Source organism: Spongiibacter thalassae (assembly GCF_012272835.1).
GTDB classification, from domain to species: Bacteria; Pseudomonadota; Gammaproteobacteria; order Pseudomonadales; family Spongiibacteraceae; genus Spongiibacter; species Spongiibacter thalassae.
Map to the genome: position 1 here is coordinate 874,331 of NZ_JAAWWK010000001.1, position 15,256 is coordinate 889,586.

General features: G+C 54.4%; 15 protein-coding genes. 12 read left to right on the top strand and 3 right to left on the bottom strand.

Going from position 1 to position 15,256, the window contains the following annotated elements; genetic code table 11:
* From fdhF to HCU74_RS03655, 12 genes are all read left to right on the top strand, one after another.
* Nucleotides 1-2,958, top strand: a complete 2,958-nt coding sequence (fdhF, locus tag HCU74_RS03605; RefSeq protein ID WP_168449019.1) for a formate dehydrogenase subunit alpha — start codon at nucleotides 1-3, stop codon at nucleotides 2,956-2,958.
* The gene (gene fdhD / locus HCU74_RS03610) at nucleotides 2,945-3,772 is read left to right on the top strand and encodes a formate dehydrogenase accessory sulfurtransferase FdhD (protein ID WP_168449020.1); all 828 of its coding nucleotides are present in this window, start codon (nucleotides 2,945-2,947) and stop codon (nucleotides 3,770-3,772) included. The genes fdhF and fdhD overlap by 14 nt, the downstream gene beginning before the upstream one ends.
* Before the next feature lie 7 nt (nucleotides 3,773-3,779).
* Nucleotides 3,780-4,019, top strand: coding sequence for a formate dehydrogenase subunit delta (locus HCU74_RS03615; protein WP_168449021.1), 240 nt, complete (start codon nucleotides 3,780-3,782; stop codon nucleotides 4,017-4,019).
* 256 nt (nucleotides 4,020-4,275) lie between these two features.
* Nucleotides 4,276-6,582, top strand: coding sequence for a TonB-dependent receptor (locus HCU74_RS03620; protein ID WP_168449022.1), 2,307 nt, complete (start codon nucleotides 4,276-4,278; stop codon nucleotides 6,580-6,582).
* An 89-nt stretch (nucleotides 6,583-6,671) separates the two neighbouring features.
* The gene (locus HCU74_RS03625) at nucleotides 6,672-8,249 is read left to right on the top strand and encodes an AMP-binding protein (RefSeq protein WP_168449023.1); all 1,578 of its coding nucleotides are present in this window, start codon (nucleotides 6,672-6,674) and stop codon (nucleotides 8,247-8,249) included.
* 291 nt (nucleotides 8,250-8,540) lie between these two features.
* Complete coding sequence (locus HCU74_RS03630) at nucleotides 8,541-9,032, top strand: hypothetical protein (protein WP_168449024.1); 492 nt, start codon at nucleotides 8,541-8,543, stop codon at nucleotides 9,030-9,032.
* Nucleotides 9,033-9,507: 475 nt separating this feature from the next.
* Nucleotides 9,508-9,870 (top strand): hypothetical protein, encoded by a 363-nt coding sequence (locus tag HCU74_RS03635; protein ID WP_168449025.1) that lies wholly within the window; start codon nucleotides 9,508-9,510, stop codon nucleotides 9,868-9,870.
* Nucleotides 9,871-10,019: 149 nt separating this feature from the next.
* Nucleotides 10,020-10,628 carry a hypothetical protein gene (locus tag HCU74_RS03640; protein ID WP_168449026.1) on the top strand — a complete coding sequence of 203 codons (609 nt, stop codon included), beginning with the start codon at nucleotides 10,020-10,022 and terminating at the stop codon, nucleotides 10,626-10,628.
* Nucleotides 10,629-10,632: 4 nt separating this feature from the next.
* Complete coding sequence (locus HCU74_RS20160; protein WP_282595987.1) at nucleotides 10,633-10,761, top strand: hypothetical protein; 129 nt, start codon at nucleotides 10,633-10,635, stop codon at nucleotides 10,759-10,761.
* Between the two features lie 26 nt (nucleotides 10,762-10,787).
* On the top strand, nucleotides 10,788-11,450 hold the full coding sequence (locus HCU74_RS03645; RefSeq protein WP_345889648.1) for a hypothetical protein: 663 nt from the start codon (nucleotides 10,788-10,790) through the stop codon (nucleotides 11,448-11,450).
* A 70-nt stretch (nucleotides 11,451-11,520) separates the two neighbouring features.
* A complete protein-coding gene (locus HCU74_RS03650; RefSeq protein WP_168449028.1) occupies nucleotides 11,521-11,922 on the top strand; it encodes a GFA family protein in 402 nt (133 codons plus the stop codon).
* 108 nt (nucleotides 11,923-12,030) lie between these two features.
* Complete coding sequence (locus HCU74_RS03655; RefSeq protein ID WP_168449029.1) at nucleotides 12,031-12,336, top strand: hypothetical protein; 306 nt, start codon at nucleotides 12,031-12,033, stop codon at nucleotides 12,334-12,336.
* A gap of 199 nt (nucleotides 12,337-12,535) precedes the next feature.
* Here HCU74_RS03655 and HCU74_RS03660 read toward each other — a convergent pair whose 3' ends face one another.
* From HCU74_RS03660 to HCU74_RS03670, 3 genes are all read right to left on the bottom strand, one after another.
* Nucleotides 12,536-13,471 carry an alpha/beta hydrolase gene (locus HCU74_RS03660; RefSeq protein WP_168449030.1) on the bottom strand — a complete coding sequence of 312 codons (936 nt, stop codon included), beginning with the start codon at nucleotides 13,469-13,471 and terminating at the stop codon, nucleotides 12,536-12,538.
* A 248-nt stretch (nucleotides 13,472-13,719) separates the two neighbouring features.
* The gene (locus HCU74_RS03665; protein ID WP_168449031.1) at nucleotides 13,720-14,739 is read right to left on the bottom strand and encodes an NADP-dependent oxidoreductase; all 1,020 of its coding nucleotides are present in this window, start codon (nucleotides 14,737-14,739) and stop codon (nucleotides 13,720-13,722) included.
* Nucleotides 14,736-15,194, bottom strand: coding sequence for a styrene oxide isomerase (locus HCU74_RS03670; RefSeq protein ID WP_168449032.1), 459 nt, complete (start codon nucleotides 15,192-15,194; stop codon nucleotides 14,736-14,738). Before HCU74_RS03670 ends, HCU74_RS03665 begins: the two co-directional genes overlap by 4 nt.
* Between the last annotated feature and the right edge of the window lie 62 nt (nucleotides 15,195-15,256).

Below are 15,256 nucleotides of genomic sequence, written 5' to 3' on the forward strand. Positions count from 1 at the left end.
ATGTTGCAATATTTTGATCCGCGGGCAGAGGCTTTTGAACGGGATCTGGGCACGCCCCCGGTGTTATCAGAAACGCGCGTCACCCTGTCCATCGACGGCCAGTCGATCACGGTGCCCGAAGGTACCTCGGTATTGCGTGCGGCGGCGCTGGGGGGCATTGCCATTCCCAAGCTGTGCGCCTCGGACAACCTGGAGGCCTTCGGTTCCTGTCGCCTGTGCGCGGTTCAAATCGACGGGCGCAAAGGCTACCCGGCCTCCTGCACTACGCCGGTAAGCGAGGGGATGTCAGTGACAACCCAGAACGCGGCCATCGCCAAACTCCGGCGCAATATCATGGAATTGTATATCTCTGACCATCCGCTGGATTGCCTCACCTGCCCGGCCAATGGCGACTGTGAATTACAGGATATGGCTGGGGCTGTGGGCCTGCGGGAAGTGCGCTATGGCTTCGACGGTGACAACCATCTGCACAGCGAGAAGGATCATTCCAATCCCTATTTCAGTTTTGATCCCAGCAAGTGCATCGTCTGCTCGCGCTGTGTCCGTGCCTGTGAAGAAGTGCAGGGCACCTTTGCCCTGACAATTGAAGGGCGGGGCTTTGACTCCAAGGTGGCGGCGGGTGCCGGCGACACCTTTATGGAGTCCGACTGTGTATCCTGCGGTGCCTGCGTGCAGGCCTGTCCTACCTCTACCCTGATGGAAAAGAGTGTGATTGAGCAGGGGCAGCCGGAGCACAGTGTGGTCACCACCTGCGCCTACTGCGGTGTGGGTTGCTCCTTCAAGGCTGAAATGAAGGGCAGTGAAGTGGTGCGCATGGTGCCGTACAAGGGCGGCGATGCCAACCACGGCCATTCCTGTGTGAAGGGACGTTTTGCCTTTGGCTATGCCACCCATAAAGACCGGGTGCGCGCGCCGATGATTCGCGAAACCCTCGATCAACCCTGGCGGGAAGTCAGTTGGGACGAGGCCATCAATTTCGCCGCAGGCCGTTTGAAAACCATTCAGCAGCAATACGGTCGCGATAGCATCGGGGGAATTACCTCCTCACGCTGTACCAATGAAGAAACCTATCTGGTGCAAAAGCTCGTGCGGGCGGGGTTTGGTAACAATAATACCGACACCTGCGCTCGAGTTTGCCACTCCCCCACGGGCTATGGTTTGAAAACCACCCTGGGTGAGTCGGCGGGCACCCAGACCTTTGATTCGGTAATGAAGGCCGACTGCATTGTGGTGATCGGGGCAAACCCGACTGACGCCCACCCGGTTTTCGCCTCGCAGTTGCGCAGGCGTTTGCGTCAGGGCGCGGAGCTGATTGTGATCGACCCGCGCCGCATCGACCTGCTGAAAACTCCGCACATCACCTCGGCCCGTCACCTGCCACTGCGCCCCGGCACCAATGTGGCAATGGTGAATGCGCTGGCCCATGTGGTGGTCACGGAAGGGTTGGAAGACAGCGGCTTTATTGACACGCGTTGCGATCAGCAGGCTTACCAGCGCTGGCGCAACTTTATCAGCGACCCCCGCCATGCGCCGGAAGCCATCGCCGAAATAACCGGAGTCGATGCCGGCGCAATTCGCGAGGCGGCGCGGGCCTATGCCCGGGCGGGCAACGGTGCTATTTATTACGGTCTGGGGGTGACCGAGCACAGCCAGGGTTCAACAATGGTAATGGGTATTGCCAATCTGGCGATGGCCACCGGTAACATTGGTCGGGAAGGGGTTGGGGTAAACCCCTTGCGCGGCCAGAACAATGTGCAGGGTTCCTGCGATATGGGTTCCTTCCCCCACGAGTTGCCGGGCTATCAGCACGTGGCTGACGACGCGGCGCGGGCGCGTTTTGAAAGTGAGTGGGGCGTGAGCATTGGCAATGAGCCGGGGCTGCGTATTCCCAATATGTTCGACGCTGCGGTGGCGGGGCAGTTCAAGGCGCTTTATGTGCAGGGTGAGGATATTGCCCAGTCAGACCCCAATACCCAGCATGTGGAGTCGGCACTGCGCTCGCTGGAATGCCTGATTGTTCAGGATATCTTCCTTAACGAGACCGCCAAGTTCGCCCATGTGCTCCTGCCCGGTTCGACCTTTCTGGAGAAAAACGGCACCTTCACCAACGCCGAGCGCCGTATTAATCGGGTGCGCAAGGTGATGCCCGCCATCGCCGGGAAAGAAGACTGGGAGGTGACCATGGCCCTGTCCAATGCGCTGGGTTACCCCATGGACTACGCTCACCCCAGTGAAATTATGGATGAGATCGCCCGCTTGACACCCAGCTTCAGCGGCGTCAGTTACGACAAGCTGGATCGTCTGGGCAGCATACAATGGCCCTGCAACGACGCCAGTCCCGAGGGTACGCCAACCATGCACAGCGTGGACTTCCCCATAGGTCGGGGCAACTTCGCGATAACGGAATATATCGCCACCAGCGAGAAGACCAATCGGCGTTTTCCGCTGTTGTTAACCACTGGCAGGATACTTTCCCAGTACAACGTGGGCGCCCAGACTCGCCGTACGGAAAACCAGCACTGGCACGCAGAAGATGTGCTGGAAGTTCACCCAAGCGACGCCGAATTGCGGGGGATTCGCGACGGCGACTGGCTGGGGATTTCCAGCCGCGCTGGCCAAACGGTGCTGCGTGCGCGCGTCAGTGACCGCATGTTGCCGGGGGTGGTGTATACCACCTTTCATCACCCTGGCAGTGGTGCCAACGTGATTACCACCGACAACTCCGACTGGGCAACAAATTGTCCAGAGTACAAGGTGACAGCGGTGCAGGTTGAAAAAGTCAGCCAGCCCTCGGAGTGGCAGCGTCAGTATCGCAGCTTCGACCGGCAACAGCGGGAGCTTTACCGCAAACCCTCGCGCCGCAACAACGATGCCCCTGTCGAAAACCAGGATGAGGCTAAAACCGGAACCGGTTCCGGGGCCGGTAAACAAAAAGGAACCGAGCATGCTGGCAGTTGACCTGATGACAGACGAGCGTTTCGCCAAGGGCAGCTGGCAAACCCGCGTTGATGTGCGGCGCAGCGGGCAGGGTGACCCATCGCTGCATGAAGATTACGTGGCGGTCGAAATGCCGATAGCAATGGTCTACAACGGCATCAGTCACGCGGTAATGATGGCGACGCCAGAGAATCTGGAAGACTTTGCGCTGGGCTTCAGTATGAGCGAGGGAGTGCTCAGTGAGCCTTCGCAACTGTACGACTGTGAGGTAAAGGCGGTTGAGCACGGCTTGTCGGTGGAAATGCGCATAGCTACCTCGCGCCTCGCGGCATTGAAGGAGCGTCGTCGCAACCTGACCGGGCGCACTGGCTGCGGCTTGTGTGGCACCGAGTCACTGGAGGCCGCGATTAGGCCCGTGCGCGAGGTGAAGGCGCCGCCGGTTAGCGATCGCGCCGTTCAGCGGGCATTGGGTGCGCTGCAACATTTTCAACCTCTGCAGGCCCAGACCGGTGCCAGCCACGGTGCGGCCTGGTGCGACCTTGACGGTAATATCCGTCTGACCCGGGAGGATGTCGGTCGTCACAATGCCCTGGATAAGTTGCTGGGGGCCTTGATTGCCGCCGCAGAACCGCTACACAGTGGCTTTGTGCTGGTGTCCAGTCGCGCCAGTTATGAAATGGTGCATAAAAGCTGCGCACTGGGTATTGGTGCTTTGGTAGCGGTGTCGGCGCCGACCTCTATGGCCATCGAACAGGCGAGGGCGGCTGGACAGCTGCTGATTGGTTTTGCCCGCAACGGGCGTCATGTGGTTTACCATCGGCCCGAACAAGAGTAGTACCGCTATGACCAATGTGACTACTAACACCCTCGACAGCGCCGAGCACCTGGTGCGTATGGCAAACAGCATTGCTGAAAACCTGCGCCACGGCGCCAGTAGCGACAGCGACGCGGCGCAACAGGTGGCCCACCATCTGCGGCGTTTCTGGGCTGGGTCGATGAAAACCCAGCTCAAGCAGTATGTTCTCGCCGGTGGCCAGGGCTTAAGCGACGTTGCCCGACAAGCGATAGACCTGATCGGCTAGAGCCTTTCCACCCGCAGTTCTCCCTTACGTAACTCAGGCCTGCCATTGGTAGGTCTGAGTTACCTCGTCTATATATTCTCCTGTGCTTGTCTCCGCTCTCCCGTGTTGTGTGGGTCGCTGTTGCACTAGGTAAAAATACTTATCCTGCTTTTTTTGTTAAATCATTGTAATGATTGCAATGATAAGTATAATTATCGAGAGTTTAAGGTATCACCCATAAACATAACGATGAGTCGCTTCCTTCTCGGAGATAGCCATGAAAGCCAAGTTAACAAATATCGCATCCGCAATTGCTTTAGCCCTGGGGGGCAGCGTTGCCATTTCGACGCCGGTTTATGCGCAGGGTTTTGCCCTCGAAGAGGTGCTGGTTACCGCCCGGAAGAAAGAAGAAACTTTGCAGGACGTGCCGGTAGCCGTTACCAGCATGTCCAGTGATGACTTGAAAGCCCTTAATCTGAGCGATACTCAGGATCTGGGCAGCTTTTCGCCGGGTGTACATATCGAGCCGGCGCCCGCCCAGGGGGGCAGTATCGCCAAGGTGACCATTCGTGGTCAGGTGCAAACAGACAACCTGATTACCCTGGACCCCTCAGTGGGCTGGTATATCGACGATGTTTACCTGGCCCGTGCCTATGGCACCGCCAACAGCCTGTTTGATGTAAGCCGGGTAGAAGTATTGAAGGGGCCACAGGGTACCCTTTATGGCCGTAATACCACCGGTGGTGCCATCAAAATTCTTACCGAAAAAGCCGACCCGAACGGTGAGCTGAGCGGCTACGCCACTGCCGGGGTGGGTAATTACGACAGCTACAAAGTGGGCGGTGCCATCAATATTCCGCTTGTCGCCAATGTGCTGGCGGTGCGCCTGGCGGCGCAAAAAGACGAGCGTCAGGACGGCTTCGGCGAGCTAACGATTTACGACCGCTTTACCCAGTCACCCACTGGTGAAAAAGAAGAAGTGGGTACCCGTGACAACGACGTCTACCGAATCGGCGTGACCTACGATCCCACCGAGCGCCTCAGCGCGACCCTGTCTATGGAGCGCAACTCATCTTATGTGACCATGGCGTCGCGTAACTTCTCGCAACAACCGGGCTTTACCGGCGATGAGCCCACGCCGCCACGTTACTTCCCGCTTACCCGTAGCTCTACCGACTACTACGACTCGGCGGCAAACTATGGCAACTATTCCGACGCTGAATCAGACACCATCGCCCTCGCGCTGGTTTATGATCTGAGCGAAAACGTCCAGACCAAGTTGGTGTACGGTAACCGCGATGTTGATACCGCGTATATGAGCGACATCGATGGAACCGGCGTGCCGGTATCCCAATTCAGTTTCCCGTTTGAGCAGGTGGCGAGCCAGGACTCAATTGAGTGGCAGTTCAGCGGCCTGGCGATGGACGGCTTCCTCGACTGGATAGCGGGTGTCTACTATTTCGAAGAGGACGGCTTCGACCTGTCTCGCAGTGGTGGTTTGTCGACCTACCAGAATGGTGTGGATTACAACTACAGTTACGGCGCAGCGGAAAACAAGAGCCAATCGGCCTTTGTGTCGGGCACTTTTGCTTTAACCGACGCCGTGAATGCAACCCTGGGTGTGCGTTACACCGAGGATGAAAAAGCCTTCTTCGCACAGAGTTATTCGGTGCCCCTTGGTGTGCCTTCCAACCCCGGCCCGTCTTCTTCGGCCTGCCGAATAGACTCAAACAACCCACCGCCAAACGCCGACTTCGATCAATGTACCTGGTCAGACAGCGAGTCCTATGAATTTGTCTCCTGGACGGCATCGGTAGATTGGCAGGTGAACGAAGAGGTGATGACCTATGCCAAGGCGGCCAGTTCCAGTCGCTCCGGTGGTCAGAACGCTCGAGGTCTGGATGCCGATACCAGCCAGCCATTCTCTGAAGAGACCGCCACCGACATCGAGTTGGGTATAAAAAGCCAGCTGTTCGACAACTCGCTGAAGTTGAACGCCGCTTACTACCACACCTTTTATCAGGACACCCAGCAAACCAACCTGGTTTCCACGCCTTCGGGCTTGATCACCCAAGTGGTTAACGCCGGCGATGCGGATATAGATGGTATTGAAGCAGACGCCCAGTGGGTGATTTCGCCAAATTGGATGCTGACAGTAACCGCTGGCTACCTCGACTGGGAGTTCGATAAGCCGGCAAGTGGGCCTACCCCCATTCTGCCCTCAGCGCCTGAGTTTGAAGGCACTGCTCGCCTGAACTATTTCTTGCCGACCAACCACGGCGACTGGACCTTCGACCTGAATGTATCTTCGCGTTCAAAATTGCTGGGTAATATATCCAGTGGCCAGAGTGGTATCGACGCCTTCCCGGCGGCGACGTCTGAAAGCCTGACACTGTTTGGTGCTCGCGCCCAATTGGATGTGAAAGACACCAACCTTAACGTCTCGTTTTGGGCTCGCAACCTCGAAGACAAGGAATACACTACGTCAGGGCTTAATCTGTTCTTCCCGGGTTCCCTCGCGCTGGCCAACCGGCCAATGGGCGAGCCCCGCACCTTCGGTGTCGACGTCACCTACAGTTTTTAAGCTGGACTGACGTAAGCCAGGTACTTTGCTTAGCCAGCTCTCCCGCTGGCTTTTTTTCGGCTGGAAGAAGGACAAATGTCATCGTGGGAATGGGCGGCAACACCTTAATCGACAGTGTAAGAATCGGAGCTGAACGACTCCCGGACGCGCCAGTATTGCGCTTTGTGCACACCGATGAAAATGGCGTGCTGGTGAGTGAAGTGCGCTGCTATCGGGAGTTGCTACGTAATGCGAGTACCCTCGCGGCGGCGATAGCCCAGCGCAGCACCGACAGCTCAGGCAATATCGCCTTGATGATGAACAACCATCCCGAGTTTGTCGAAGCGATGCTGGCCTGCGGAATACTCAACCGCGCCTTTGTACCCATTGATCCCCGAGCGCGTGGGGTCAAGCTGGAGTTCATGCTGACGCACACCGAGTGCACTGGGCTGCTATGTGCAGACTATTCCCTGGATCAGATTACCGAAGTGCTGGCGCAGACTGGCATCGAGTGGCTGCTATGTGTAAACAGTTCGGGCCAGACCCTGAAAACCGGGGCCCGGGGCCGAGTAAAGATTGAAGACTACCACCAGGCACTGAGCGCATTATTACCCATTCCCGCCGCACAGCCTGTTGCGGCCGACTCCCCTATGTTCATGATGTTTACCTCGGGAACCACCGGCAAACCCAAGGCTGTGGTGATCAGCCATGCAAAGTATATGGCGCAGGCAGGGGCACTGAAAAACCTCGGGGTGACGAATGACGATGTGCTCTACACCGGCTTGTCGCTCACCCACATCAATGCACAAAACTTCCTGCGCAACAGCCTTGAACTGGGAATCCCGCTGGTTATCAGTCGCAAATTCAGCAAAAGCCGCCTGTGGGACATCTGTCGGGAATTCAATTGCAGCGTATTCAGCTTGCTGGGCGGCATGATCCCGGAAATATACGCGGTGCCAGAGCAGCCGAGCGATGCCGACAACCCCATGCGCCTGGTGATTAGCTCGGGAATGCCGGCTGCAATTTGGCAGGATTTTGAAAAACGGTTTGGGGTTAAATTGGTGGAAGTCTACGGCGCTACCGAAGGGGGAGGTCTGGTCAATCCAGGCACTGGCCCTGTTGGCAGTATCGGTAAACCATCGCCCGATTGGGAGGCCCAAATCCTCAACAGCGAAGGTCGAATATGCCAGGCCGGAGAAGTCGGGGAGATTTGTTTTCGCCGAAAAGACGGCGCGGCAGTACACGTTGATTACTACAAAAATGCGCAGGCAGCCCAGGCCAAAGTCACCGGCGGCTGGCTGCATATGGGCGACCTCGGGCACCGCGACGAAGACGGCTGGTTCTACTTTCACAGCCGATCCGGTGGCGGCGTGCGTCGCAATGGCGACTTTGTAAACACAGCCTTGGTGGAGTCGGTACTTATCCAGTTTCCGGCAGTGACCGACGCCTTTGTCTACGGCGTGGTCATGCCCAAAAACGTCTCCGGTGAGAAAACTCTGGTCGCCGCCGTGGTAATGGATAAATTCGACAGTAGCAGTGAGGCGCAGCTGCAGGAATACTGCCAGCGCCACCTGGAGAAAAATGATGTACCCGAAATATTCCAGTTCCTGGAGGAAATTCCAAAGACCGTGTCTGAAAAGCCCATAGAGAGGGAGTGCGTCGCCCTGTTGGAATCAGCAGAGGACTAGCAGCAGCGATTTATACTGGATTTTCCTGTGTAAACCGTTATATTCCCCATAGTAGACAGCGTATTGCCACTGGACGGCAAGGACTATTGTCAGGGATTCCTCAGTAGTACCTCTACCTTTCATCTTCAATCGCAGTAAGCTTGACTCTTGCGGAAGTCCATCGTGCACGATGGGGTTCGAGCTATGTTTTAGTCAATGCCACTAGGTAATCAGCCGCATTCTCGATTTGCGCATCTACTCAATAATTGATCTATCACACGCTCCACAGGAGCCATTTAAAAGGAAGTTGTCATGAGAAAACACGTTGTACCCGTTATTCTAGCCGCCGCAATGCTATCTGCCTGTTCCAGTATTATCAGTAAATCGGATTACGCTGTGGCAATTAACAGCAACCCGGACGGTGCCGACTTCGTGGTTACTAACCGCAGTGGCATGAAGGTACACAGCGGCATGACCCCTGCATCGGTCACATTAAAATCCTCCGCGGGCTACTTTAAGGGTGAAACTTATACCATCGTGTTAAACAAAGAAGGGTTTACTCCCAAAACCTTTACTTTAACCAGCAGCGTTGACGGCTGGTACTGGGGCAACATTATCTTTGGCGGCGTGTTGGGAATGTTGATTGTAGACCCTGCAACAGGCGCAATGTTTAACCTGCCAGACCGCGTTGATATCGCCATAGACCAGAAGACTGCCAGCACTGGTCCCGCGCAAGACTTGACACTGGCAACCATCGACACACTTACCGACGAGCAGCGGGCGCGTTTGGTGCCGATAGAGTAGTGCCAATATGTAAGGGCGATTAGGTTGTGCCCGTAAGTCACTCAGGCGAGTTATCACAACGAGCCAGAGTGGCTAACGGGGAAGATTGAGTTAGGGATAAAGCGCGTAGGCGAGCGCCGCAAGAAACTTCGCCTTGCCCCTTGCTTATTTTTTCACCTGATTTTCATGTACATGCGAACATGTATAGAAGACGCCTCAAACACATAGAATAGTGGCGAGTGAGATAGGGAATATTTACCTGGCAGTAAATCGTATATTCTCGGTTTCTCCGAAAAAATCGCACAGCTATTTGAAAAATGGATCTGAGAGCCAGGCAGTTGTGTTTGGGAGGCTTGGTTGGAAGGGGTTGCCTTCAAAAAAACCTGATATTTTAAGTTGATTTAAAGATTGCCTAAGAAGCGCAGGTTGTCGGTTACTCAAGCGCTAGGGCAGAAGTTCAACTGTGGGCGGTTATCGAAACTTAAGGAAGTTGCTTATGAAGGAAGTCGTATTACTAACGGTCGCAGTGCTTATGGTTGGTTGTGTCGCTAGCCCCCCTAAATTAAGTTATGACGAACAAGTTCAGGCCAAAAAAATAGAAATCTATAGAGCTAATGAAGTTGTTCCAAGTTCCTATACTAAAGTAGGGGAAGTGGAAGTCGCAGACTGTTCCGGTCAGGGTGGTGGCTGGGTGAGAATCACAGGAGACGAAAGCAACGCTATTGAAGGTCTTCTTTTCAAAGCATTCAGTTTAGAGGCAGATGCTGTCATAAATGTCTCTTGTAAATCGACACCTTATTTGAACAATTGTTGGGTTTCCAAGCATTGCACTGGGCTTGCTGTTACTTGGGATAAATAGCGTGCTCGACAAAGTGTGGAAATCATTCCCTTCGGCCGTTTTTAAAATTAAATTTTATCGTGCGTATATGAATAAGTGCGCTTAAATGCTGTTGTAGTAAATGGAATTAAGTGTTTAGCAATTTTAAGCTGGAATGCGGAGTTAGTAATATGGTTAGAATTCTTGCGGTTGTGTTGGTGTTGGCAATCTCAGGTTGTGCTGTGTTTGATGGGGGAATGGTGCCGAAAACAAACTTAATCCCCTATGATGAAAATGGCTATAAAAAGCCTAATCTTTCATATTCGTCTACGGCAATAGGTGGAGTGTTTTCGCAAAGTGAGCTGCCTGGCGCCGCACAAAGTATTATGGAGGGCGAACTTTTCTCCGTGCTTGAGTCTTCAAATTACTTCTCTAGAATTGCTAAAAAAGACGATTCTGCCGATATTAATATCGATGTAACCATTATTAATAAAGGGAATCCCGCGGCCTTGATACCTGCGGCTATTACCGGTGCCACCTTTTATATCATACCGTCTTGGGCAACAGATCAATTCAATGTGGTGGCTAAGGTCGAGCGAAAAGATGGCCTTAAGAAGGAATACACCCTCTCTGATACCGCCACTATAGTGCAATGGTTGCCTATGATGTTCGTCTTTCCAGTGAAAAATTTCTCTGTTATTCCAGAAGTTAGGAAAAATATGTACAAAAAAGTGCTTGCTGATATGAAAGCCGATGGGTTTTTCAATGCCAGTGTCGAAACACTTTCATTAGCGAATTAAATACTTGCGCGTCGTATTGAATTTCTCGCCGGAGGAGGGGCGGCGGCTAATGGCCGATAAAAATGTTTCCGGCTCCATATCGGGCTTTGAGAAATATCTCGATCAGGAAAAAATCGCCGAGCTCAGCAAGTGAATTTCCGCGGGTTGTGCAGTGGATAGGTGAGTGCAGAGCCAGAGCTGAACGCAATCCTTGATGCGCCCCATCAGTCGCCATTTGTGGAAATATATTTTATGGACTGGAGCGTAAAGTTATTTTTCAGTAGCGTGGCCATTGCGCTCACCTTTATCGCCTTTGTTCCTTATATACGTTCTATTCTAGCCGGGGTCACCAAGCCGCATGTCTTCTCTTGGATGATATGGGGCACGACCACGTTCATCGTGTTTTTCGCTCAGCTGGAGGCAAAAGGGGGACTTGGCGCGTGGCCGATGGGTATTTCCGGTGGCGTTACTATATTTATCGCCATACTGGCTATTGTAAAGCACGCTGACCTATCGATAACCACCATCGATTGGTTGTTTTTCCTGGCGGCCCTTGCATCATTGCCATTTTGGTATTTCACCTCTGACCCTTTATGGGCGGTAATTGTACTTACTGTGGTCGACCTTCTGGGCTTTGGGCCAACAATGCGGAAGGCCTATTATTTCCCCCATAATGAAAACGTCGTATTTTTCGCATTATTTATCGCGAGGAATATCTTTGCTTTGCTGGCCTTGGAAACCTACTCTGCGGCAACGATGTTATTCCCTTTGTCGGTGAGTATTGGCTGTTTGCTGCTATTGGTTATGATTGCTTTCAGACGCCGAGTCGTATGTGCCAGATAATACCGGAGTAGTCCTGCAAAGGGCTGTCGCGCTTATACTACAGGCGCTGTAGATCATAAAGGAGACTGCTTTGACAGTTCACAAGGGGGCGTGTCTGTGTGGCGCAGTGGAATTCAAGGTGGAGGGCAGCTTCGACAGCTTTTACCTCTGCCATTGCCGTCATTGTCAAAAGGATACCGGGTCGGCTTATGCGGCGAATTTGTTTTCTCATTCCGCTACGTTGAGCTGGCTTGCCGGGGGGGATTCGGTGAGCTGCTTTATGCTGCCAGGCAGTCGCCATAATAAATGTTTTTGCAAGGTTTGTGGCTCCGCATTGCCGAGCACTCAACTTGCGGGTTTGTTGGTGGTTCCGGCAGGCTGTTTAGACACCGAGGTGCCGACGCTACCCACAGCGCATATATTCACCGCCAGTGCCGCCGCCTGGGCGAAGTCTGCAGACAGCATAGCCAGCTTCAATGGTCTGCCAGACTGAGCTATCATCACGGGTTTGTAGACTTGCGGTGGGCGAGCCTGGTCCCTGGTGCTATCTGGGAGACCTTACGTCCGCTGTTTTTCTTATATCCCGAGATCAAAGCAAAGCATGAAGTCCAGTAAAAGTACTATGGTTTTTTGGTTCGTCGGCGCCTTTGTGGTGTTGGTATTTTATGCCTCCCTTTCCTATACCAGGAAAGGCGAAATACTCAGTACGATGACGGGAGAGGTGCAACGGTGCGAGGTGCTTGGTGAAAAAACCGCCAATTCACTGTTACATGCGACGATTCGCTCGGAGAAGGGTGATTATATTATCGCCAAACTGGATGATTGCAGCGTGGGGATGGAGGTTGTGATTTTAGTGAAGCGGGGTGTGTTGTACTTCAATACGGTGTTTTCTGCTCAAAATCTCTGAATTTATCCGGGGGTTACAAAGGCCGCGTCCATGGTAGTGGTGAGCCTTTATATGTGGCTGCCCATGATCTCTCCCCTGGCCTTTCCTCAGCGCAAAGGCCACTGACGGAGCTGTATGGCCAGGCTGTTGAAAATATGGTTTGGCCTAATGTATTTTTGACGTTCTTTGCAACCATGTACTGAGGTGAGGCGCCGAGGCGCTATTTACTCTCGGACAGTATTCTGGCGACAAACTCATCAATTTTGGCGATAAATTCACGGCGAAGCGAGGTGTCGGCGAATAGGGCATCAAACCCATGCGGAGCCATATCCACCACGTCCAATTGGCATTGCACGCCCGCGGACTTCAATCGCTCAGCGTATTCGATATTCTCTTCAAGGAAGAGGTCGATGCCGCCAACTCCTATCCAGGTGGGCGGCAGGCCAGTGAGGTCTTCGCGCCGTGCGGGTGCGCCATAACTGGGTACAGCTGGCCCACCAAAGTCATCGCCCAAATAGGCTGACCAGCCCACCTGGTTAAGAGAATTATTCCAGATTGGGTGTTTTATCGCGTCGAGCTCTCGCCGAGTGGCAGTGCGGTCATCCAGCATGGGGTAGTACAGCAACTGGGCTAATGGGGGTGTTTTGCCCTGGTCGTGCACCCGTTGAGCGAGTGCCGCAGTTAAGCCGCCGCCAGCACTCTGTCCCGCAATGATTATCCGCTCAGGGATCACATTGAGTGTGGAAGCGTTTTCCTGAAACCAGTTCCAGACGGTAAAGCAGTCGTCGATCGCGGCGGGGTAGCGATGGCGGGGTGCCAGGCGGTAGTCCACAGACACAACGCTCATTCCATACTTTTTAACGTAATCCGTACATTCGCGATCATTCAGTTTGGGCGAGCCGATGACCAGGCCTCCGCCGTGTATCCACAGTAAGCCGGCACCGCTAGCGTTGCCGTTATTCTCGGGTTGGTATACGCGAACTTTGACCCCGTTGGCCCGTCGCGTGGTGATTTTAACTCCGGGCACCGTCATCGCTTTACCCATTAGAGGCGAAGCGATACTCATCAAATAGAGCATAAACCGGTTGCGTAGCGGCAAGGGCGGGAATTTGGCCACGGCATCGCGAAGGTCGGGGTGTATTTTATTGGGGTCCATTGCGATCCTCGTTATTCTGCGGTGTTCTTATTAGCTATATATTATACAGAATTTCAGTCTGGATCGGCTTGGTGGTTTGGCCGATGGGTTTGCACCAGTAAAGATCGATCAGTTTTTGCTGTCGGAGGAGACTTTCGCTGTGACGGTAAGATCAGCCGGAGGAAATTGCCGCACTGGAGGCACCTTATAAGCCCCATCCTTTTTTGGGGCATGGGTAACAGCCGTCGTGTTGAGGTATTGGCGAATGGTCAGTCCACTTCGCCAATCTGACAGAGTTGCTTGCCGGTGTTTTTACCGCTGGTCAGTGAGTTGATCGCCTCGTGGATGTTCTCTATGCCCTTGGTCACGGTGGCTTGGTGTTTCAGTTTACCTTGCTGGTATAAGTCCAGAGCGATGGCCTGAAACTCGGGGAACAGGGCGATATGGTCATTGGCCAAAAAGCCGGTCAGGGTCAGGCGCTTGATAATGGCAGCCATCAGGTTGGGGCCGGGGGCTTCGCCCTCGCCGCTGTACTGGCCGACCATGCCGCACAGCACAAGTCTGCCGTGGGTGTTCATAGCGTCAAAGGCGGCTTGTTGAATGGTGCCGCCGACATTGTCGTAGTACACGTCTATCCCTGTGGGGCAGTGTTTGGCTATGGCTGCTGCGATGTCTTCGGATTTGTAGTCGATGCACTGGTCAAACCCCAGTTCCTGCTCCACCCATTGGCATTTCGCTGAGCCGCCTGCAATGCCGATTACCCGGGCGCCGCTGGCTTTGGCAAACTGTCCCGCCGCCGAGCCAGTGGCTCCTGCCGCCGCAGATACGAGCACGCAATCCTTGGCACTAGCCCTGGCGATGTTTGTCATGCCGACCCAGGCGGTAAAGCCCACCATGCCTAGAATGCCCAGGTAGGCTTCCAGCGGGGCGACCTTGGGGTCGATGCGGGTCAGCAAGGGCGTGTCCCCCTTCAGACGTACCACGCTGCTCCACCGCGACACCGTTGTGGCCAGGTAGTCGCCGGCCTTCCACCGCGGGTGTCGGCTTTCAAGCACCTGACCGACCGCGCCGGAGCCGGACATAACCTGTCCGGGGGCCGTTTTGATGACATAGTCGCCGCGGTCATCGAGCTGGCCGCGGCTACCGGCGTCAATGGACAGGTAGATCACCCGCATCAGCAAGTCGCCGTCGTTCAATGGCGGCAGGGGCTGTTCGACAATGGTGAAGGTGTCGGCGGCCAACGGGCCGGGTTCCGGGAGACGATTGACCTGCACAGCGCGATTGTTCATTGATTGGGTTCCTTGTTCGGTGCGCGCAGGCAGCCAGCGATCAGGGCGATAACACTGATAAAAATAGCGATGACGCCCGCGATAAATAACAGGTAGTTAAGGCTGTTCCAATCCAGACCGGTAAAGCTGGCGCCGCGTCCCCCGGTGATTGGGCTTAGGGTCGAGGCGATGGCGTTGGTCCACCCGCAGATTAACAAACCCCAAAACAATATGGCGCTTACACCCCGGCCGAAGGCCAATGGTCGTGTCGCGGCGGCAACAGCAAGAATCAGTATGCTATTGAGCAAGCACTCCAGATGCGCCATGCGCCAGCCGCGTAAATCGCCGGGGATGGCGGGCGCTGTTCCACTGATGTTGGCGACCACGTGCTGCCCGTAGCCAAAGCCGGTCAGCAATGCTAACAGCAGGATAAAGGCGGCATTCAGAATAAGTAGTCGGTAGTGTTGTGGTGACATTGGAAAATTCCTCGCTGTCGGTCGTAGTCGTGTCGTCAGCTAAACAGAGCGTCCTCGCGCAG